Annotated in this window: 16 protein-coding genes; 13 read left to right on the top strand and 3 right to left on the bottom strand. The window is 70.9% G+C overall.

Translation table 11 applies throughout. The features are described from left to right. The first annotated feature begins 111 nt into the window (after positions 1 to 111). The 5 genes from N553_RS0113865 to N553_RS0113845 all read left to right on the top strand — a co-directional run bounded on the left by N553_RS0113865 (position 112) and on the right by N553_RS0113845 (position 5,672). Positions 112 to 1,359, top strand: a complete 1,248-nt coding sequence (locus N553_RS0113865; RefSeq protein WP_231505282.1) for a PotD/PotF family extracellular solute-binding protein — start codon at positions 112 to 114, stop codon at positions 1,357 to 1,359. Further along, entirely contained in the window at positions 1,356 to 2,543 is a 1,188-nt protein-coding gene (locus N553_RS0113860) for an ABC transporter ATP-binding protein (RefSeq protein ID WP_034622495.1), read from the top strand. Before N553_RS0113865 ends, N553_RS0113860 begins: the two co-directional genes overlap by 4 nt. Before the next feature lie 2 nt (positions 2,544 to 2,545). Further along, positions 2,546 to 3,460 (top strand): ABC transporter permease, encoded by a 915-nt coding sequence (locus tag N553_RS0113855; protein ID WP_051640218.1) that lies wholly within the window; start codon positions 2,546 to 2,548, stop codon positions 3,458 to 3,460. A gap of 86 nt (positions 3,461 to 3,546) precedes the next feature. Further along, a complete protein-coding gene (locus N553_RS0113850) occupies positions 3,547 to 4,344 on the top strand; it encodes an ABC transporter permease (protein ID WP_028047022.1) in 798 nt (265 codons plus the stop codon). 44 nt (positions 4,345 to 4,388) lie between these two features. After that, positions 4,389 to 5,672 carry a saccharopine dehydrogenase family protein gene (locus tag N553_RS0113845; RefSeq protein ID WP_028047021.1) on the top strand — a complete coding sequence of 428 codons (1,284 nt, stop codon included), beginning with the start codon at positions 4,389 to 4,391 and terminating at the stop codon, positions 5,670 to 5,672. Here N553_RS0113845 and gabT read toward each other — a convergent pair. Then, positions 5,669 to 7,015: a 4-aminobutyrate--2-oxoglutarate transaminase gene (gene gabT, locus N553_RS0113840; RefSeq protein ID WP_028047020.1), complete on the bottom strand. Its 1,347-nt coding sequence runs from the start codon at positions 7,013 to 7,015 to the stop codon at positions 5,669 to 5,671. The two genes, N553_RS0113845 and gabT, sit on opposite strands and share 4 nt — an antisense overlap. Positions 7,016 to 7,227: 212 nt before the next feature. Between gabT and N553_RS0113835 the strand changes: the two genes are divergently transcribed. From N553_RS0113835 to N553_RS0113825, 3 genes are all read left to right on the top strand, one after another. Next, the gene (locus tag N553_RS0113835) at positions 7,228 to 8,538 is read left to right on the top strand and encodes an RIP metalloprotease (protein ID WP_028047019.1); all 1,311 of its coding nucleotides are present in this window, start codon (positions 7,228 to 7,230) and stop codon (positions 8,536 to 8,538) included. Between the two features lie 154 nt (positions 8,539 to 8,692). Then, positions 8,693 to 9,853: a flavodoxin-dependent (E)-4-hydroxy-3-methylbut-2-enyl-diphosphate synthase gene (gene ispG, locus N553_RS0113830; protein WP_028047018.1), complete on the top strand. Its 1,161-nt coding sequence runs from the start codon at positions 8,693 to 8,695 to the stop codon at positions 9,851 to 9,853. A gap of 90 nt (positions 9,854 to 9,943) precedes the next feature. Continuing rightward, positions 9,944 to 10,846 (top strand): DUF4081 domain-containing GNAT family N-acetyltransferase, encoded by a 903-nt coding sequence (locus N553_RS0113825; RefSeq protein WP_028047017.1) that lies wholly within the window; start codon positions 9,944 to 9,946, stop codon positions 10,844 to 10,846. Between the two features lie 22 nt (positions 10,847 to 10,868). Here the strand turns inward: N553_RS0113825 and N553_RS0113820 are convergent, their stop codons facing one another. Then, on the bottom strand, positions 10,869 to 11,759 hold the full coding sequence (locus tag N553_RS0113820) for an Fpg/Nei family DNA glycosylase (RefSeq protein ID WP_028047016.1): 891 nt from the start codon (positions 11,757 to 11,759) through the stop codon (positions 10,869 to 10,871). A gap of 65 nt (positions 11,760 to 11,824) precedes the next feature. Between N553_RS0113820 and N553_RS0113815 the strand changes: the two genes are divergently transcribed. After that, positions 11,825 to 13,621 carry a proline--tRNA ligase gene (locus N553_RS0113815; protein ID WP_028047015.1) on the top strand — a complete coding sequence of 599 codons (1,797 nt, stop codon included), beginning with the start codon at positions 11,825 to 11,827 and terminating at the stop codon, positions 13,619 to 13,621. A gap of 22 nt (positions 13,622 to 13,643) precedes the next feature. On the opposite strand, the gene N553_RS0113810 is transcribed toward N553_RS0113815, so the two are convergent. Continuing rightward, the gene (locus N553_RS0113810; RefSeq protein ID WP_028047014.1) at positions 13,644 to 14,729 is read right to left on the bottom strand and encodes a DUF4439 domain-containing protein; all 1,086 of its coding nucleotides are present in this window, start codon (positions 14,727 to 14,729) and stop codon (positions 13,644 to 13,646) included. Between the two features lie 114 nt (positions 14,730 to 14,843). On the opposite strand from N553_RS0113810, the gene rimP reads away from it, so the two are divergent. The 4 genes from rimP to infB all read left to right on the top strand — a co-directional run bounded on the left by rimP (position 14,844) and on the right by infB (position 19,862). Beyond that, the gene (gene rimP / locus N553_RS0113805; RefSeq protein ID WP_028047013.1) at positions 14,844 to 15,425 is read left to right on the top strand and encodes a ribosome maturation factor RimP; all 582 of its coding nucleotides are present in this window, start codon (positions 14,844 to 14,846) and stop codon (positions 15,423 to 15,425) included. Between the two features lies 1 nt (position 15,426). Continuing rightward, on the top strand, positions 15,427 to 16,455 hold the full coding sequence (nusA, locus tag N553_RS0113800) for a transcription termination factor NusA (RefSeq protein WP_028047012.1): 1,029 nt from the start codon (positions 15,427 to 15,429) through the stop codon (positions 16,453 to 16,455). Further along, the gene (locus N553_RS22780) at positions 16,452 to 16,871 is read left to right on the top strand and encodes a YlxR family protein (RefSeq protein ID WP_369796716.1); all 420 of its coding nucleotides are present in this window, start codon (positions 16,452 to 16,454) and stop codon (positions 16,869 to 16,871) included. Before nusA ends, N553_RS22780 begins: the two co-directional genes overlap by 4 nt. A 135-nt stretch (positions 16,872 to 17,006) precedes the next feature. Then, entirely contained in the window at positions 17,007 to 19,862 is a 2,856-nt protein-coding gene (gene infB, locus N553_RS0113790; protein WP_028047011.1) for a translation initiation factor IF-2, read from the top strand. The last annotated feature ends 74 nt before the right edge of the window (positions 19,863 to 19,936 follow it).

The following is a 19,936-nucleotide window of genomic DNA, read 5'->3' as shown; positions in this document are numbered from 1 at the left end:
CAACATTTTCGTTGCGGCCGGGTGCTTTCGCAACGAATTCCTTGCTGGACGCCCGTCTGTTTGCGAGGATCCGTCGACCGTGTTCGTGGTACCGCCGTAACGAGGAGCCCCATGACCGCCATGCGTCGTCGACCCGTACCGACCGACCCGCGCGTCCGGGCACTCCTCGCCCACGCGACGCACCGGGGACGGGAGCGGTCGACCGATCTCTCGCGGCGGTCGTTCCTGCTGGGTACGGCCGGCGCCGCGGGGGCGGCGGCGCTGCTCGCCGCCTGCGGCACGGGCGGGGCGGCGTCGCCGACGGCGAAGGCGGCCCAGGACGACTCCTCCAGCGACATGCTGGTCCGCTGGGCCAACTGGACCCAGTACCTCGACCAGAACGACGACGCCACGCAGTACCCCACGCTCGAGGCCTTCGAGGCCAAGACCGGCATCTCGGTGAACTACGCGGAGGACATCGAGGACAACGACACGTTCTACGGCAAGGTCAACGGACAGCTGAAGAACGGGCAGGACATCGGCTACGACATCGTCACCCTCACCGACTGGATGGCCGCGAGGATGATCCGGCTCGGGTACACCCAGGAGCTCGACAAGGCGGCGATGCCGAACTCCGCGAACATCCTGCCCACGTTGGCCAACGTCGACTTCGACCTCGGCCGTAAGCACTCGCTGACGTGGCAGTCGGGCTTCGCCGGGCTCGCCTGGGACAAGTCGAAGGTTCCGGGCGGCCTGCACTCGGTCGATGACCTGTGGAAGCCGGAGCTCGCCGGCCGGGTCGAGGTGCTCTCGGAGATGCGCGACACCATGGGCCTGATCATGCTCAGCCAGGGCGTCGACCCGGCGGGGGACTGGAGCGACGACGACTTCTACTCGTCGTTGGAGATCCTGCGGCAGAAGATCGACTCGGGTCACATCCGCAAGGTGCTGGGCAACTCGTACACGCAGGACCTCAACACGGGTGACGCGATCGCCGTCATCGGCTGGTCCGGGGACATCACGTCGCTCAACTACGAGGCCGACGACCGCTTCGAGTTCGCGATCCCCGACGCGGGCGGCACGCTCTGGAGCGACAACCTGATGGTGCCGATCGGCTCGCCCGCCCGCACCAACGCCGAGCAGCTCATGGACTACTACTACGACCCGGAGGTGGCCGCCGAGGTCGCCGCGTGGGTCAACTACATCACCCCGGTCCAGGGTGCCCAGGAGGCGATGGCCGCGATCGACCCCGACCTCGCGGAGAACCCGATGATCTTCCCGACTGCGGAGATCCTCAGCACGGTCAGCGTCTTTCGCACACTCGACCCGGCCGAGGAGTCGCGCTACAACGGCGAGTTCCTCACCGTGATCGGCGCATGACGAGCACGGCAGGCACTGCCGGCTCGGCGGCGCCGGTCGGGGACCAGGCAGACTCCGGGGCGGACTTGGAGCTCACCGACGTCACCAAGTCGTTCGGCGACTTCGTGGCGGTCGACAACCTCAGTCTGACCGTCCCCTCGGGCTCGTTCTTCGCTCTGCTCGGCCCGTCCGGCTGTGGCAAGACCACCACGCTGCGCATGGTGGCGGGACTCGAGCAGCCGACCTCTGGCACGATCGCGATCGGTGGCAGCGACGTCACGGGGACGCGGGCGCACCAGCGGCCCGTGAACACGGTCTTCCAGAGCTATGCGCTCTTCCCGCACCTCAGCGTCGGGGACAACGTCGCGTTCGGCCTGCGCCGTTCGGGCAAGAGCGAGATCGCGCGTCGCGTCGCCGACGGGCTCGATCTCGTCGAGCTCGGGCACCTCGCAGACCGCAAGCCTGGACAGCTCTCGGGTGGGCAGCAGCAACGCGTCGCACTGGCTCGTGCCCTGGTCAACCGCCCCTCCGTACTGCTCCTGGACGAGCCGCTCGGTGCCCTGGACCTCAAGCTCCGTCGTCAGATGCAGCTCGAGCTCAAGCGGATCCAGACCGAGGTGGGACTGACGTTCATCCACGTCACGCACGACCAGGAGGAGGCCATGACGATGGCCGACACCGTCGCCGTGATGAACCGCGGGCGGATCGAGCAGATGGGCACTCCCGCGGAGCTGTACGAGCTTCCGCGGACCGCGTTCGTCGCGAACTTCCTGGGCCAGTCGAACTTGGTCCCGGGCACCGTGGTCGACCGGGTCACGAAGTCCGGGCTGCTCGCCGTCGACGTCTCGGGCACGCGCATCCTCGTGCCCGAGGTGCGATCGGTCCGGTCCAGCGGCGGCGTGCTGGTCGGCGTCCGTCCGGAGAAGCTCCGCATCCTGGTCGGCGACCAGGAGCCGACGCCAGCGGAGAACGTGCTCGGGCCGGGGACGGTCACGGACGTCTCGTTCATGGGTGTGAGCACGCAGTACCAGGTCGAGGTCCGCGGTCTCGGCACGTTCGGCGTGTTCGCCCAGAACCTCCTGGGCGGCTCGACGGTGGCTACCGGTGCCGAGGTCCGTCTCGCCTGGTCGGTCGACTTCACCTTCGCGCTGGACGGCGCCGACGCACCCGACGAGGGCACGGTCGACCTGGACGACGAGCCGTGAGCATCACCGCGGCGCTCGGCGAGGGCGGGGCGGCGACAGGAGCCGCGCCGCGGTCCCTGAAACGGTCGCGAGCGCACTGGGTGCTGCTCGGCCCCGGGCTCATCTACCTCGTCCTCCTGTTCGTCGTCCCGGTCGGTGCGCTGCTCGCGACGTCGCTCTACGTCCCCGTGCCCGGTGGCGACATCGGGCAGTACCAGCCGGCTCTGCACTGGCAGAACTATCCCCAGGCGATCGCCCAGTTCTGGCCGGTGATCCTGCGGTCGTTCTGGTTCGCGCTCCTGGCCACGGTCGCTGCGTTGGTCATCGGCTACCCGATGGCCTACGCGATCGCGATCCGTGCCCGCGGGCGCACGCTGTTGCAGGGGATGCTGCTCGTCCTGGTCGTGGCACCGTTCTTCACGAGCTTCATCCTGCGCACGATCGCCTGGAAGCAGATCCTCGCCGACGACTCGCTCGTCGTCGCGATCCTGCACTGGCTCAACCTGCTCCCGGAGGGCGCCCGGCTGACCGCGACCCCCTTCGCGGTCGTCTGCGGCCTGACCTACAACTTCCTGCCCTTCATGGTCCTGCCGATCTTCGCGGGCCTGGAGCGCCTGGACGTCCGCATGCTCGAGGCGGGCGCCGACCTGTACGCCTCACCGGTCACGACGTTCCGCACCGTGACGTGGCCCCTCTCGCTGCCCGGTGTCGTCGCGGGCACGTTGCTCACGTTCATCCCGGCCGTCGGCGACTACGTCAACGCGGCCCTGCTGGGCAACAACACGAACACCACCATGATCGGTCAGGTCATCGACGCCCGGTTCTTCAAGGTGCTCGACTACCCGACGGCGGCGACGCTCTCGGTGGTCCTGATGGCGGCGATCATGCTGATCGTGACGGTCTACATCAGGCGCGCAGGGACCGAGGAGCTGCTGTGACGGCGACGTCGACCGCCTCGGCGACCACGTCGTTGGTGCCGCGCGAACCGCCTCCGACGACCACCCGGGACGTTCACCGCAAGCCGCTGCGGCGACGGATCGGCGACTCGATCGTGCCGACGTTCGCCGCGCTGGGGATCCTGTTCCTGCTGGTCCCCGTGGCGTACACGGTCGTGTTCTCGTTCAACAGCGCGGGCAAGACGAACCTCGTGTGGCGCGGGTTCACTCTGGACAACTGGCGGAACCCGTGCGGCGCGCCGCAGGTGTGCCAGGCGTTCGGGCACTCGCTCCAGGTCGGTCTGCTGTCCACCCTGATCGCGACGGTGCTCGGCACACTGGTCGCGATCGCGCTGGTGCGGTTCCAGTTCCGCGGGCGCTCAGCCGCGAACCTGCTGATCTTCCTGCCGATGTCGACGCCGGAGGTCGTGCTCGGTGCCGCGCTGCTGGCGCAGTTCCTGTCGGTGCGGGTGCCGCTCGGCTTCAGCACGGTCGTCGCGTCTCACGTGCTGTTCTGCATCAGCTTCGTCGTCGTCACGGTCAAGGCGCGAGTCTCGAGCCTCGACCCGGCGCTCGAGGAGGCGGCCGCGGACCTGTACGCGTCACCGTTGCAGGCGTTCTGGCGGGTCACCTTCCCGCTTCTGCTGCCCGGGATCGCGGCGGCGGCGCTGCTCGCGTTCAGCCTGAGCTTCGACGACTTCATCGTCACGAACTTCACGTCGGGCTCGTACGAGACGTTCCCCAAGTTCGTGTACATCTCGGCGACCCGCGGCATCCCGCCGCAGGCCAACGTGATCAGCTCGTTCATGTTCGTGCTGGCCCTCGCGATCGTCGTGATCGTCCAGCTGGTCGGGTACGCCCGGGGCAAACGACTCCGGTCCAGGTGAAGGGTGGCGGGCGCGGTGCCGTGCCCGATGAGAGGTGGGACGTCGTGCGGATCCTCGTGGTCGGTAGCGGAGGGGTGGGGGACGCGGTAGCCCGCATCGCGGCGCGCCGACGGTTCTTCGAGCGGCTCGTCGTCGCCGACGTGGACCTCGCTCGTGCACAGCGCACGGTCGACGCCGCGAACGAGCACGACGTGGTCGGGGGCCGGTTCGTCGCTGCCGTCGTCGACGCGTCGGACCCCTCCGCCGTCGAGGCGCTGGTGCGCGAGCACGGCGCCACGCACGTGCTCAATGCGGTCGACCCACGGTTCGTGATGCCGATCTTCGAGGGGGTGCGGGCCGCAGGCGCGGACTACCTCGACATGGCGATGTCCCTGTCACGCCCCCATGCGGAGCGCCCCTACGAGCTTCCCGGCGTCAAGCTCGGGGACGCCCAGCTCGCAGCACATGACGACTGGGCCGGCAACGGACGGCTCGCACTGGTCGGCATCGGTGTGGAGCCCGGCCTGTCGGACGTCTTCGCGCGCTACGCCGCGGACCACCTCTTCGAGTCGATCGACGAGCTCGGCGTGCGCGACGGGGCCAACCTCGTGGTCCGCGGCGACGACGGCGAACCGATCTTCGCCCCGTCGTTCTCGATCTGGACGACGATCGAGGAGTGCCTCAACCCACCGGTCATCTGGTCGGCGGACCGCGCCGAGGCCGGCACAGGGCTGGAGGACGGCTGGTTCACGGTCGCGCCGTTCCACGAGCCCGAGGTGTTCCGGTTCCCCGACCCGATCGGCGACGTGGAGTGCGTGCACGTGGAGCATGAGGAGGTGCTCCTCATGCCGCGCTGGGTGGACGCGCGCAAGGTCACGTTCAAGTACGGCCTCGGTGAGGAGTTCATCGGTGTGCTCCGCACGCTGCACACGCTCGGCCTCGACCGCACCGATCCGGTGACCGTCAGGGGCGTGCAGGTCAGCCCGCGCGACGTGGTGGCGGCGTGCCTACCGGACCCGGCGACGATCGGTCCGAGGATGAGCGGAGCCACGTGTGCCGGGCTCCTCGTGACCGGTACCGGCAAGGACGGTGCACCGCGCGAGGTGTATCTGCACCATGTCGTCGACAACGCATGGTCGATGGCCGAGTACGGCGCGCAGTGCGTCGTCTGGCAGACGGCCGTCAACCCGGTCGTGGCGCTCGAGCTCCTGGCCAGCGGCGTGTGGTCGGGGAAGGGGGTGCTCGGCCCGGAGGCGTTCGACGCCGTCCCGTTCCTGGAGCTGCTCGCGGGCCCGACCCCGCAGGGCCACGGCTCGCCGTGGGGCCTCGAGGAGCGTCAGGTGGGCTAGAGCGCGCGGAGCGCGTCCTCCAGGACGGTCAACGCGTCGTCGAGAAGGTCGTCGCCGATGACCAGCGGCGGCAGCAGCCGCAGCACGTTGCCCCAGGTGCCGCAGGTCAGCACGAGTACGCCCTGGGCCGCGCACGCGGCGGCGACCCTCTGGGCAGTCGCCTTGTCCGGGTCCAGCGTGCCCGGCACGACGAGCTCGATCGCCAGCATCGCTCCGCGACCCCGGATCTGCGCCACCGAGCCGACCCCGGCCAGGCTCGCGGTGAGCCGAGGAAGCACGCGGTCCTCGATGGCCCGTGCGGCACCGGCCAGGTCCGTGCGCTCGTAGAGGTCGATGCTCGCGAGGGCGGCCGCGCACGCCACGGGGTTGCCCCCGAAGGTCCCGCCCAGGCCGCCGGCGTGCACCGCGTCGAGAAGCTCGGCCCGGCCGGTCACGGCGCCCAGCGGCAGGCCGCCCGCGATGCCCTTGGCCAGCGCGATCAGGTCCGGCACGACCCCCTCGTGCTCGCACGCGAACATCGCCCCGGTGCGCGCGAAACCGGTCTGCACCTCGTCGGCGACGAACACGATGCCGTTGTCCCGCGCCCAGGCGGCGAGCGCCCGCAGGAAGCCTGGCGCAGGGACGACGAAGCCCCCCTCGCCCAGGATCGGCTCGACGACGATCGCGGCCACCTGGTCGGCGCCCACCTGCCGTTCGGCCACGTCGATCGCGCGGCGCGCGGCCTGCTCGCCGGTCATCCCCTCGGGATCACGCAGCGGGTAGGACGCGGGCACGCGGTACACCTCGCCGGCGAACGGTCCGAAGCCCGTCTTGTAGGGCATGGCCCGCGCGGTCATCGCCATGGTCAGGTTGGTGCGGCCGTGGTAGGCGTGGTCCAGCACGAGCACGGCGTCGCGACCGGTCGCTCGACGGGCGATCTTCACGGCGTTCTCGACGGCCTCGGCGCCGGAGTTCACCAGGACGGAGCGCTTCGCGTGGTCGCCAGGGGTGAGCCGTGCGAGCGACTCGCACACCGCCACGTACTCCTCGTACGGGCTGATCATGAAGCAGGTGTGTGTGAAGTCGAGCGCCTGCTCGCCGACGGCCGCGGCCACCTCGGGTGCGCTCGCTCCGACCGAGGTCACGGCGATCCCGGACCCCAGGTCGACGAAGACGTTGCCGTCCACGTCCTCGATGACCGCACCTGCAGCGCGCGCGACGTACACGGGGAGGGTCGACGACACGCCAGCGGCGACCGCGGCCGCGCGCCGTGCGCCCAGGGCGACCGAGTTAGGACCGGGGATGGCCGTGCGCAGCGAGCGGCGCTGCTCGAGGGCGGTGCGGGGTACGGAATCGGTGGTCATGGTTGGACGCTAGTGCCGATGTCGAGCGTGGGAAAGGAGCGTGGCGACGCATTCCGCGACCGTCCGGTCCACTTGCGCAGACCACCGGCATAGCGCCCGAACGAGTGAGCCCAGCGGGCGTCCAGACAGTTCCCAGGAATTCGGGGGAGGATGCGCCCGCATGGACCGTGGGTCCACGCTGGGCGCAGTGCGGTCTCTGACGGAGGATCTTGATGGAGTACCTGGTCGGACTGGTCATCTTCGTCGTTGTGCTGCTCGGCTCGATCGCGCTGCACGAGGTCGGGCACATGGTCCCCGCCAAGCGGTTCGGTGTCCGGGTGAGCCACTACATGGTCGGCTTCGGTCCGACGCTGTGGTCCCGCACGAAGGGCGAGACCGAGTACGGGTTCAAGGCGATCCCGGCCGGTGGCTACGTGCGGCTCGTGGGCATGTACCCACCGGCCGAGGCCGTCGGCAATCCACCCGCCCGAACGTGGCTCGGACGGCTCGCGAGCGACGCCCGGCAGGCCAGCGCGGAGGAGATCCACCCCGGCGAGGACGGTCGTGCGTTCTACCGGCTCTCGACGCCCAAGAAGCTCGTCGTCATGCTCGGTGGGCCCGTGATGAACCTCCTCATCGCGTTCGCGCTGCTCGCGATCGTGTTCGTCGGCATCGGCGTCCCCGGCCCCACCACGACCGTCGACACGGTGAGCGCCTGCGTGATCCCGACGGACGCGCCCGCCGACCGCACGTGCACCTCGAGCGACCCGGCTGCTCCGGGCGCCGCCGCGGGCCTGCTCCCCGGCGACACCGTCGTGTCCTACGACGGCACCAGCGTCGAGTCATGGGACCAGCTGACGGGCCTGATCCGCTCGACCGGTGACGAGGCTGTGCCGATCACGGTCGAGCGCGACGGAACCACCGTCGACCTGTCCGTCACGCCGGTCGTCGCAGACCGCCCCGTCTACGACGAGTACGACAACCCGGTGATGAACCCAGACGGCACGCCGAAGACGACGCCGGCCGGGTACATCGGCATCGGTCCCCAGGAGGAGCCGCAGCGGGAGACCATCTGGGCGATCCCGGGGAAGGTCGCCTCGATGACGGGTGAGACCGCGTCGGTGGTCGTCAGGCTCCCGTCCAAGATCGGCGAGCTGTGGAGCTCGACGGTGCACGACACCCCGCGCGACACCAGCAGCGTCGTCGGAGTCGTGGGGATCGGCAGGTTCGCGGGCGAGATCGCCTCGGAGGACAACATCGACTGGGGCCTCAAGCTCGCCGGGCTGCTCTCGATCCTCGCCAGCCTCAACATCGCCCTGTTCGTGTTCAACCTCATCCCGCTGCCTCCGCTCGACGGTGGGCACGTTGCCGCGGCTCTGTGGGAGGGCGGTCGTCGACAGGTCGCCCGGCTCCGAGGGGCCGCGCGGCCGGGCCCGTTCGACAGCGCCAAGCTCGTGCCTGTCGCCTACAGCGTCTTCATCCTGCTCGGTGGCGTAGGCCTGCTCCTCGTGTACGCAGACCTGGTCAACCCCGTCCAGATCTGACCGCGCGGCTCCTCGAGGGCGGTCGGCCGCCGAGCGGGCTGCGCCCGGCCGACGCCCACGCCTGGACGCCCTCGAGGTAGCAGCAATGGGGGGATGTCGTGCACACCACCGTCCACGAGCGGGCGAGCACCGGCGCGGGTGCGATGATTGCGGCGTGAGTATCCCGATCAGCCTCGGCATGCCGGCGGCGCCCGTTCCCGTGCTGGCAGCCCGGCGTCCCACCCGCAAGATCCGCGTCGGCAAGGTCGACGTGGGCGGTGATGCACCCGTCAGCGTCCAGTCGATGTGCACGACGCCGACCACCGACATCAACGCGACGCTGCAGCAGATCGCGGCGCTGACGGCGGCAGGCTGCGACATCGTGCGTGTCGCCGTCCCGACGCAGGACGACGCGGACGCGCTCCCGGCGATCGCGCGCAAGTCGCAGATCCCCGTGATCGCGGACATCCACTTCCAGCCGAAGTACGTGTTCGCCGCGATCGACGCCGGGTGCGCTGCCGTCCGGGTCAACCCCGGAAACATCCGCAAGTTCGACGACCAGGTCAAGGAGATCGCCCGGGCGGCCACCGACGCCGGGGTCTCGATCCGGATCGGCGTGAACGCCGGCTCGCTCGACCCGCGTCTGCTCGCCAAGTACGGCAAGGCCACGCCGGAGGCGCTCGTCGAGTCGGCCGTCTGGGAGGCGTCGCTGTTCGAGGAGCACGGCTTCCGGGACTTCAAGATCTCCGTCAAGCACAACGACCCCGTCGTGATGGTGCGCGCCTATGAGCTGCTCTCGGAGCGAGGTGACTGGCCCCTGCACCTGGGTGTCACCGAAGCCGGACCTGCGTTCCAGGGCACCATCAAGTCCGCGACCGCGTTCGGCGCGCTGCTCAGCAAGGGCATCGGCGACACCATCCGCGTGTCCCTGTCCGCGCCGCCGGTCGAGGAGGTCAAGGTCGGCATCCAGATCCTGCAGTCGCTGAACCTGCGTCCGCGCAAGCTCGAGATCGTCTCCTGCCCGTCCTGCGGGCGCGCTCAGGTGGACGTCTACACGCTCGCGGAGCGCGTGACCGCCGGGCTCGAGGGCCTCGAGGTCCCGCTGCGTGTCGCGGTGATGGGGTGCGTCGTCAACGGACCCGGCGAGGCGCGCGAGGCCGACCTGGGCGTCGCCTCGGGCAACGGCAAGGGGCAGATCTTCGTGCGGGGCGAGGTCATCAAGACCGTCCCGGAGGCCTTGATCGTCGAGACGCTGATCGAAGAGGCGATGCGGCTCGCCGAGTCCATGGACCCGGTCGAGACCGGATCCGGCGCCGCCGTCGTCACGGTCGGCTGACGGCGACGTCGCCCGATCGATACCAGCAATTCACCACATCGACGCGCCGGAGATCGGGTGAATCGGGTCCCGGTGGTGCAAGATCGGCTCATGGTGCAACGCCGCGCTGCTCTGCTCGACAACCGGGCTGGAGGTCGAGTCCTCTCGGACATCGACCTCGAGGGTGCGCTGGCCGTCTGTTCACGTGACGCCGTCGGCTCCGTGCTCGCAACCGCCCGGTTGGAGCAGGCCGTCGGTCGCGGTCTGCGTTCGGCAGGTGGCAGCCTCTGGGGATACGAGCAGGACGGCGAGCTGGTGGCCATCTGCTTCGCGGGCGCGAACATGGTCCCCGTCGTCCCCGTCGACGAATCCCGCACGGTGTCGCGCGCCCTCGACGCGTTCGCCGGTCTGGCGCGAGCGCAAGGGCGCCGGTGCTCGTCCATCGTCGGCCCGGCGGATGCGGTCCTCGGCATGTGGTCTCGCCTGCGGCAGTTCTGGCCCGCGGCCCGCGAGGTCCGCGACGACCAGCCCTCCATGGTCATCGAGCACGCCCCCCTGGTGACGCCGGACCCGAGGGTGCGTCGGTCGAACCCCGAGGAGTTCGACCTCGTTCTGCCGGCCTGCGTGCGGATGTTCACCGAGGAGGTCGGCTACTCGCCGGTCTCCGGTCCCGGCGGTCCGTACGAGACGCGGGTGCGCAACCTGATGGCGCAGGGACGGTCGTTCGTCCGGGTCGACAAGTCCCCCGAGCGGCCGCGCGGTCACGTGGTCTTCAAGGCGGAGCTCGGGGCTGTCGCAGGCGGCGTCGCCCAGGTCCAGGGGGTGTGGGTGTCGCCCGACCGCCGCGGTGAGCGGCTCTCGGAGACCGGTATGGCGGCGGTCGTGCAGGCGTCCCGCTCGGAGGTGGCTCCGCTCGTGTCGCTCTACGTCAACAACTACAACGCCCGGGCGCTCGCCGCGTACCGTGCCGTCGGCTTCCGGCAGGTCGGCACCTACGCAACCGTGCTGTTCTGAGCCGCTCACTGCGCTGAGCGGCTCACCGCAGCAGACGGGACATCCGCCGGTCCGCGAGCGGCTTGCCGCCCGTCTGGCACGTGGGGCAGTACTGCAACGCCGAGTCGGCGAACGACACCTCGTGCACGGTGTCGCCGCACGGCACCCCGTCCCAGCCGGGGCACGGCTCTCCGGTCCGGCCGTGCACGCGCATCCCTTGGCGCTTGGCGTCCTTGAGCTCCGCGGCGGGCTTCCCGGACGCCGCTCGGACCGCCTCCGTGAGCACGTCCCTGATCGCCGTGTAGAGCGTGCTCAGCTTGGCCGCGTCGAACGACTTCGTCATGGCGAACGGGCTCATCCGGGCGACGAGCAGGATCTCGTCGGAGTACGCGTTCCCGATCCCTGCGATGGTGCCCTGGTCCCGCAGGAGGCCCTTGACCTGCTGGTTGCGCGCGGCGAGCAGCTCGGAGAGTCGTTCCCGGGTGAACTCCTCGGACAGAGGCTCCACGCCGAGCGTCGCGATCTGGGGGACGTCGGCCGGGTCTTCGACGACGTGGACTGCCAGGCGTTTGCGGGTGCCCGCCTCGGTCAGGTCGAACCCTGCACCGTCCTCGAAGCGGACCCGCAGGGCGATGGGGGACTTGCCCGGGCGCACGGGCCTCTCGGACAAGGTCTCCGACCACCGCACCCACCCCGCGCGTGACAGGTGCCAGACCAGGTGCAGGGGTTCGCCCGTGGTCGTCGCCACCATGAGGTCGAGCCACTTGCCGTGACGTTGCACGTCGACGACGACCCCGCCCCGGAGCGCGTCGGGCGGCGGTCGGAAGGTCTTGAGCGCGCTGATCGCGCCGATCTCGACGGACGTCACGGTGTGGTCGACCGCACGCCCACGCAGGAACTGCGCGAGCGCCTCGACCTCGGGCAGCTCCGGCACGAGCCCATGCTCTCGTATGAAACGGCGATGAAGGAGTACCCGTGCGAGGAACTAGGCTCCCGACCATGCTCCTGCGCCTCTCCACGCTCTTCTTCCGCACGCTGCGCGAGGACCCGGCCGATGCCGAGGTCGCGAGCCACCGGCTCCTCGTGCGCGCCGGCTACATCCGGCGCGCGGCCCCCGGTATCTACACGTGGCTCCCTCTCGGACTTCGCGTGCTGGCCAAGGTCGAGGCGGTGGTCCGCGAGGAGATGCACGCTGCCGGTGCGCAGGAGGTGCACTTCCCGGCGCTGCTGCCGAAGGAGCCCTACGAGGCGACGGGCCGCTGGACGGAGTACGGGCCGAACATCTTCCGGCTCAAGGACCGCAAGGGCGGCGACTACCTGCTCGCCCCGACGCACGAGGAGATGTTCACGCTCCTGGTCAAGGACCTGTACTCGTCGTACAAGGACCTGCCCCTGTCGCTCTTCCAGATCCAGACCAAGTACCGCGACGAGGCACGTCCGCGCGCCGGGCTCATTCGCGGGCGTGAGTTCATCATGAAGGACGCGTACTCGTTCGACGTGGACGACGCCGGCCTGGAGGCCTCGTACCAGGCGCAACGTGATGCCTACCGGCGCATCTTCGAGCGCCTGGGCCTGGAGTACGTGATCGTGGCGGCGACCTCCGGTGCCATGGGAGGGTCGCGGTCGGAGGAGTTCTTGACGCCGACGGCGATCGGCGAGGACACCTTCGTCCGGTCCGCGGGCGGCTACGCCGCGAACGTCGAGGCGGTCACGACGGTCGTCCCCGACGCGCTCACCTGGGACGACGCGCCGTCCGCGCATGTCGAGGACACCCCTGACACGCCGACCATCGACTCGCTGGTCGCCGTCGCGAACGAGCGCTTCCCGCGCCCGGACCGCGCCTGGACCGCGGCCGACACCCTCAAGAACGTCGTCCTGGCTCTTGTGCACCCGACGGGCGTGCGGGAGCTCCTGGTCGTCGGCCTGCCGGGTGACCGTGAGGTGGACCTCAAGCGGCTGGAGGCCTCCGTCTCCCCGGCTGAGGTCGAACCGGCGGGTGACGCCGACTTCGCGGCGCACCGCGAGCTGGTCCGCGGCTACATCGGCCCGGGCGCGATCGGCCCGAACGTCCCTGTCGCCGAGGGCGCCGAGCGGACGGCCGTCCGCTACCTGCTCGACCCGCGGGTGGTCGACGGAACCCGGTGGATCACCGGCGCCAACGAGCCCGGTCGGCACGTGTTCGACCTGGTCGTCGGGCGCGACTTCACCGCCGACGGCACCGTCGAGGCGGCCGAGGTGCGCGCGGGCGACCCCGCGCCGGACGGTTCGGGGCCGCTCGAGCTGGCCCGGGGGATCGAGATCGGACACATCTTCGCGCTGGGCCGCAAGTACGCCGAGGCGCTCGGCCTGACGGTTCTGGACCAGAACGGCAAGGCCCAGGTGGTGACCATGGGCTCGTACGGCATCGGAGTGACCCGCGTGCTCGCCGCGCTGGCCGAGGCCAACAACGACGAGCGTGGCCTCGCATGGCCGGCCCACGTCGCACCCGCGCACGTGACCGTCGTCGCGACGGGCAAGGACGAGGCGGTGTTCGAGGCGGCTGAGGCGCTCGCCGTCGAGCTGTCGTCACGCGGTATCGAGGTGATCTACGACGACCGTCCCGGTCGCGTCTCGCCGGGTGTGAAGTTCGCCGACGCAGAGCTGCTGGGCGTCCCGCTCGTCGTGGTCGTCGGCCGAGGACTGGCCGAGGGCGTCGTCGAGGTCCGGCCGAGGACTGGCGGCACGACCGAGCAGGTCCCGGTCGGACAGGCTGCCGACCACGTCTCCGCACTCGTGGCGACGCTGCTGGCCACCTGAGCCGCAGACCGGGGCCGGGACGTCAGCCCGCGGGCTGCTCGACCTGCTCCGGCAGACCCGGGAACGGCACCGGGGTGGCGCCCCACGCCGCCGCGGCGGCCGTCGCCGAGCGCAGGCCGTCGACCAACGGCAGGCGCTCGCCGGCCGGTGCTGCGGCCACTGCGGCCGCGTAGGCGTCAGCGACCGCGGACTCCATGGTGCGCCCGAGCGCGACGGCGACGGACGGGTCGTCCATTCCCGCGGGAAGCGCGTACGAGGCCCGTCGTGGGTCCTGTGCGGTGCCGTCCGTCCCTGACTCGCGCGCCCAGCGTTCGGAGTCGGAACGGTTCGAGGACGCGGCCGCGCGGGCCGCTGCGCGCTGGTCGCCGGAGAGCTTGGCGGCGATCACCTCGAACCCGTACCCGGCCTGGTCGTGGGCGAGCGCGACCGCGTCGAGCGAGGAACCGCGCTGCTGACCAGTGCTCGGGCTCTCGGTGGGCTCCGGGGTCGCGGGCGCGGTAGCCGGGGGAGCGGTCGCTTCGTCGGCCACAGGGTCCACGACCGGTGCGGGAAGACCGGCTGCCTGCGCGAGGCGCGTGGTGAGCTCTGCGCGTGACGTGGCGATCGACGCGACGAGACGTGCGAGCGCGCCGTCGTCGACGGCGTCCGCATCCGTGAGCGCAGCCGTGGTTGTCGTCGCGAGCTCGCTGAGGAACGTCGTCACGTCGGGCGCGACGGGCGGTGTCGTGGCCGGGTCCACCGGCGAGGTCGGCGTCGCGAGACCCGATACGTAGGTTCCACCTGCCTGCTCGGCGTGCTGGTCCGAGAAGGACGCGACGTCGGCGAGCACGCTCGCCAGAGGCTCGGCGGCACCTGCCGGCGTCGCACCGAGCGCCCGCGCCGTCTCGGCGAGCTCGAGGGCGTCTGCGACCGTGCGGCCGCGGACCTGCTCGACCGCGTCCGGGCTGGGCTCGACCGGGGGCGGCGTCTCGGTGCGCACACCGCAGGCCGTCAGCAGGACGAACCCGAGAAGTGTGGCGAGCGCGACACCGAACCGGCGGGCGCGGGGGGCGAGATCCGGGTGGTGGTGCGGGCGCGGCAGGGGAAGCATCGCGGGTGATCCTGCCATGCGGCCGACCCGCGGCGGTCGGGCACGCCCGGACTCGTTACGCTGGACCCCACAACATCACAGGGTCGATCCGTTGCCTCGGCACTGACCCGCTGGAGCCGACAGGAGGCTGACATGGCCGCGCCAGAGCACCCAGCACACGCCGAGCGGGTCCGGCAGGTCGTCGAGCCGGCCGTCGCGTCCGTGGGTCTTCTCCTGGAGGACGTCGCCGTGCGCCGTTCAGCCGGACGGTCCGTGGTCGAGGTCGTGGTCGACCTGAGCGAGGACGACGCGGACGGCCTGGACCTGGACCGCATCGCCGACGCGACGCGCGCCGTCTCGGACGCCCTGGATGCTGCGGACACGATCACCGGCGAGTACACGCTCGAGGTGATGAGCCCCGGCGTGTCCCGTCCGCTGACGGAGCGCCGACACTTCACGCACGCGGTCGGGCACGCCGTGGTGGTGCACCTGAATGACGGCGCGCTCGTCAGCGGGCGACTGACGGCGGTCGAGCGATCGGGAGCGGATGACGGCACGATCGTCGTCGTCCCCGTGACGCCCGGCCTGAAGGGCCGCAAGCCGGTGATCGGGGACCCCGTTCGGGTCTCCTTGTCCGAGGTGCGCGCCGCGCACGTCGAGGTGGACCTGACAGGCGTCGGGCCCGTGGACGACGACGAGGCCGGCGCTGACGCCGACGCCGGACAGGAGAGCTGAGATGGACATCGACATGCAGACGCTGCGGATGCTGGAGCGCGAGCGGGAGATCAGCCTCGACGTGCTCGTCTCGGCGATCGAGCAGGCGCTCCTCTCGGCGTACCACCGCACGCCGGGCGCTCACGTGCGCGCACGCGTCGAGGTGGACCGCAAGAGCGGGCACGTCACCGTGTGGGCGCGTGAGGACCCGCCGGCGCCGACCGAGGACGGACCGGCGTACACGCAGCACGACGAGCCGGAGTTCGACCACACACCGGACGGCTTCGGGCGCATCGCGACCGCGACCGCCCGCCAGGTCATCGTGCAGCGCCTGCGGGACGCCGAGGACGACCAGGTGCTCGGCGCGTTCCGCGGCAAGGAGGGCGAGGTTCTGGGCGGTGTGATCCAGCAGGGCCGCGACCCGCGCACGGTGCTCATCGACGTCGGGGGCACGGAGGCGGTCCTGCCCGCGCACGAGCAGGTACCGGGCGAGGAGTACGTGCACGGGGACCGTATCCGGGGCTACGTCCTCGAGGTCGCGCGCGGTCCGCGCGGACCGCAGGTGACCCTGTCGCGGACGCACCCCAACCTCGTCCGAAAGCTGTTCGAGCTGGAGGTCCCCGAGGTGGCTGACGGGACCGTGGAGATCACGGCGATGGCCCGTGAGGCCGGTCACCGCACCAAGATGTCCGTCCGTGCCACCGTGCCGGGCGTGAACGCCAAGGGTGCGTGCATCGGACCGATGGGCGGTCGCGTGCGCGCGGTCATGGCGGAGCTGCACGGCGAGAAGATCGACATCGTCGACCACGCGGACGACCCGGCCGAGATGATCGCGCATGCGCTGTCGCCGGCCAGGGTGCTCTCCGTGACGGTCGTGGACCCGGAGGCGCGCGCGGCGCGCGTGGTGGTGCCCGACTACCAGCTCTCCCTCGCGATCGGCAAGGAGGGCCAGAACGCCCGGCTCGCCGCGAAGCTGACCGGCTGGCGGATCGACATCCGCTCCGACGCGGAGGTCCCCGGAGACCTGCAGGGTGCGAGCGCTGGTGAATGACGTCACGAATGACGCGCCCAGTGGCGCGGCGCGGTAGACTCTCTGCGGCTGGGCCGGATGTCCGGCTCCTCCCGTTGAGCCGGCGGACCCCACGAACTGCGAAAGCAGTCTCTGGCGTGGGTCCGGTCCGGACCTGCGTGGGGTGCCGAGCCACCGGTCCGAGGTCAGCCCTGCTGAGGGTGGTCGTCGCCACGGACGCCGCGGGAGTTCCCGCGCTGGTCGTGGATGCCGGTCGCCGGATGCCGGGCAGGGGGGCGTGGCTGCACCCCGATCCTGGATGCCTCGAGACCGCCGAACGCCGACGTGCACTCGGGCGGGCACTGCGTAACGCAGGCTTGCTCGACGTGAGCGCCGTGCGCAGGTACGTCGCAGAGCAGCAGGGAATGAGCGGTCCCGGGCAGATCCCGGCGTCGTAGGCCGATCGTCGATGAGGGAAGCGGGTCTGGAAGCCGATGGCTACCCGATGAGCACGCACCGATGAGTACCCAGCGATGAGTACCCAGAACTAACGACGGTCCGACCCTGTCCGGGCGGACCGAGACAGGAGAGATGTGGCCAAGGTCCGCGTCTACGAGCTCGCGAAAGAGCTCGGGGTCGACAGCAAGACCATCATGACCAAGCTGAACGATCTCGGTGAGTTCGTCCGGTCGGCATCGTCGACCATCGAGCCCCCGGTCGTTCGCAAGCTGCGCGACGAGTACCCCGCACCGAGTGCGAGCTCGCCCGCGCCTGCAGCAGCACCCAAGGCACCCGCGCGTCCCGCGCCGGCTGCGCCCCCCGCACCTGCGGCCGTCGTCGAGGCACCTCGTCCGGCTGCTGCTGCGCCGGCTGCTCCGGCGCCGTCGCGTCCGGCCCCGGCCGCCGCTCCGGCTCCCGTGGCCCCCGCCGCTCCGGCTCCTGTGGCTCCCGCCGCGGCCGTCGCGGCGCCGGCTGCCGCCGCTGCGTCGTCCGCCGCAGTTCGTCCCGGGCCACGTCAGGCGCCTGCGCCTGCCGCGCGTCCCGGCAACAACCCCTTCGCACCTTCGCAGGGCATGCCCCGCCAGGGTGAGCGTCCGGCCGCCAACCGCCCCGGCGGTCCGCGTCCCGGCAACAACCCGTTCGCGCCCTCGCAGGGCATGCCGCGACCGGGTGACCGCGACCGTCGTCCCGCTCCGGCCGAGGGTGCTCCCGCGGCGTCGGCGGGCGAACGTCCCGGTGGCCCGCGTCCCGGTGGTCCCCGTCCCGGCGGTCCGCGCCCCAACCCCGGCATGATGCCCGGTCGCACGGCGTCCGGTGTCGGTCGCCCCGGTGAGCGCCCCGCCGGTCCCGGCGGCGGTCGTGCAGGTGGTCCGGGTGGTGCCCGCGGTGGCTACGCCGGTCGTCCCGGTGGCGCGCCTGGTGGCGCTCCCGGCGGTGCACCCGGTGGTGGCGGCGGTTTCGCCGGTCGCCCCGGTGGCGGCGGCGGTCGTCCCGGTGGTGCCGGTCGTGGCAGCACGCAGGGTGCCTTCGGTCGCGCGGGCGGTCGTCCCGTCCGTGGCCGCAAGTCGAAGCGTGCGAAGCGTCAAGAGTTCGAGCAGATGCAGGCTCCCTCGCTGGGTGGCGTGCAGGTTCCCCGCGGCAACGGCAAGACGGTCGTCCGGCTGCGCCACGGTGCGTCGCTGAACGACTTCGCCGACAAGATCGACGCGAACCCCGCGGCACTCGTCACCGTGCTGTTCCACCTCGGTGAGATGGCCACGGCGACGCAGTCGCTCGACGAGGACACGTTCGGCACGCTCGCGGTCGAGCTCGGCTACATCATCGAGATGGTCTCGGCCGAGGAGGAGGACCGCGAGCTGCTCGGGGCCTTCGACATCGACCTGGATGCCGAGCTCGAGGCCGAGGGCGACGACGACCTGACGGCACGTCCGCCGGTCGTCACCGTCATGGGCCACGTCGACCACGGAAAGACCAAGCTCCTCGACGCCATCCGCCAGACGGACGTCGTCGCGGGCGAGGCCGGCGGGATCACGCAGCACATCGGTGCCTACCAGGTGCACACCGTGCACGAGGGCGTCGACCGTGCGGTCACGTTCATCGACACCCCGGGCCACGAGGCGTTCACCGCCATGCGTGCCCGTGGTGCACAGGTGACCGACATCGCGATCCTCGTGGTCGCGGCCGACGACGGCGTGATGCCCCAGACCATCGAGGCGCTCAACCACGCCCAGGCGGCCGGTGTGCCGATCGTGGTCGCGGTCAACAAGGTGGACAAGGAGGGGGCCAACCCCGACAAGATCCGCCAGCAGCTCACCGAGTACAACCTGGTGGCCGAGGAGTACGGCGGCGACACGATGTTCGTCAACGTCTCCGCCAAGCAGAACCAGGGCATCGACCAGCTGCTCGAGGCGGTCCTCCTCACGGCGGACGCCGCGCTCGACCTGCGGGCCAACGCCGACAAGGACGCACGTGGTGTGGCCATCGAGGCGAACCTCGACAAGGGACGCGGTGCCGTCGCGACGGTGCTCGTCCAGTCGGGAACGCTCGAGGTGGGCGACGCGATCGTCGCCGGGACGGCCTACGGCCGCGTCCGTGCGATGTTCGACGAGCACGGCGAGCCGGTGCTCGTGGCCGGACCGTCGCGTCCGGTCCAGGTGCTCGGCCTGACCTCGGTGCCCCGCGCCGGCGACACGTTCATCGTGGCCCCGGACGACCGCACCGCGCGTCAGATCGGCGAGAAGCGCGAGGCGGCCGAGCGTGCCGCCCTCCTGGCCAAGCGTCGCAAGCGCGTCAGCCTCGAGGACTTCACGCAGGCGCTGGCCCAGGGCAAGGTCGAGACCCTCAACCTGGTCCTCAAGGGCGATGTCTCGGGTGCCGTGGAGGCGCTCGAGGACGCGCTGCTCAAGATCGACGTGGGCGACGAGGTCGAGCTGCGGGTCATCCACCGCGGTGTCGGTGCGATCACGCAGAACGACGTCAACCTGGCGACGGTCGACTCGGCCATCATCATCGGGTTCAACGTCAAGTACGCGGAGCGCGTCGAGGAGCTGGCGGACCGCGAGGGCGTCGACGTGCGCTTCTACTCGGTCATCTACCAGGCGATCGACGACGTCGAGGCGGCCCTCAAGGGCATGCTCAAGCCGGAGTACGAAGAGGTGCAGCTCGGTTCCGCCGAGGTGCGCGAGGTCTTCCGGTCCTCGAAGTTCGGCAACATCGCCGGCTCGATCGTGCGGTCGGGCCTCATCCGACGCAACACCAAGGCGCGCGTCACGCGTGGTGGCAAGGTCATCGGCGAGAACCTGACGATCGAGTCGCTCAAGCGGTTCAAGGACGACGCCACGGAGGTCCGCGAGGGCTTCGAGTGCGGTATCGGCCTCGGCTCGTTCAACGACGTCGAGATCGGCGACACCATCGAGACCTGGGAGATGCGCGAGAAGCCTCGCGCCTGACCTCAGTGATCACCAGGGCCGCGGGGCGGGCGAGTTCTCTTCGCCCGCCCCGCGGTCTCCCTCAAGCAAAGGAG

Source organism: Cellulomonas sp. URHE0023 (assembly GCF_000688475.1).
Classification (GTDB): Bacteria; Actinomycetota; Actinomycetes; order Actinomycetales; family Cellulomonadaceae; genus Cellulomonas.
Note: the sequence above shows the minus strand (reverse complement) of the source record. Positions and strands in the feature narration are given on the sequence as shown.